1 protein-coding gene is annotated in these 1,185 nt (G+C 26.8%); it reads right to left on the bottom strand.

Going from position 1 to position 1,185, the window contains the following annotated elements; translation table 11 throughout:
• Window positions 1-223: 223 nt before the first annotated feature.
• On the bottom strand, window positions 224-1,185 hold a 962-nt coding region (locus ACK2WN_RS12140; RefSeq protein WP_416155696.1), incomplete at its 5' end, for a transposase.

Raw genomic sequence — 1,185 nt, 5'->3', positions numbered from 1 at the left:
CTGATGAAAAGAACACATCTTGTCTTAATTCTTCTAAGATAAATTCTGGTACTCCTTTTTCAAATCCACAAGACTTACACTCATAATTGTATAACTTTTGTCCTTTACTCATTTCTTCTAATTCTTTTAGCATGTTTTTTCTCCTAATAATTTTAATTACGTTAATTATACACTATTATTTATATTTGAGCATAGCAAAGCTAGCCTATTTATTAATAGACTTTTAAAATAATTCTATTTGTGTTGTTGTATATAAAGAAATTTCTTTTTCTATAGTTTCTTCGTAGATTATTTTTTTATAATTTGATTTGTCTAGAGCATTGTATATTAATCCATATTTATAATGCCATATTTCCCATAGAATCATATCTTTCCCACAATTTTTACAAATATAAGGATTTACTCCAAATGTTTCTAGTAATCTATCTTTAAAATTTTTCTTTACTGAATTCTTTTTTCTTAGCAACTTAGATATATTTCTATATTTCATAAAGTTATATAATTTCAATATTTCTATGCTTAATTTATTTTTTACCCTTGAATATAAACCATATCTTCTTGCAACTCTAAAACCCTTCGGGTGAATATGTTGAGTTATTTTACCTATAAATTCTAATACATCCACAGTTATTTCTCTTTTTTCTTTAGGTATTTTGTTCTCATACCAGTAGGTCACATTTCTCCCATCGTAATTAGTTATTCTATATTCAGCGATAGCTGGTCTAGCCAAATATCTACCTATATATTGAGTTGCCTGTTTTATATTAGTTAAACGTCTTTCTGCATTTACATAGAATTCTTTCTTATATAGCTTATTTATCAAATTTCTAGTTTTTCTATCTCTAAAATTGTTTTTTATTATATCTAGTACCAACTTTCGCCATACCTTTTTCATATATGTATATGGTATGAAATCTAATTTTTTAAACCACTTATTATTTCTATCTATTCCCCCTTCGGTGTATAAGACATGTATATGAGGATTCCATTTTAAATCTCCACCAAAGGTATGCACTACGGCAATTGCTCCTAATTCATAATCTCCTTTTGTTTTCTTTTTATGAAAACTATCCAATACCTTATATGCAGTATCTTGTAAGTCTTTTAAAAGCTCTCGCTTTCTATAGAAATATACTCTTAAATCCTCTGGAATTGTAAAAACTGCATGTCTATGAGAAACATCAA

It is taken from the genome of Peptacetobacter sp. AB800, from assembly GCF_047807365.1.
In the GTDB taxonomy this organism is placed as follows: Bacteria; Bacillota; Clostridia; order Peptostreptococcales; family Peptostreptococcaceae; genus Peptacetobacter.
Note: the sequence above shows the minus strand (reverse complement) of the source record. Positions and strands in the feature narration are given on the sequence as shown.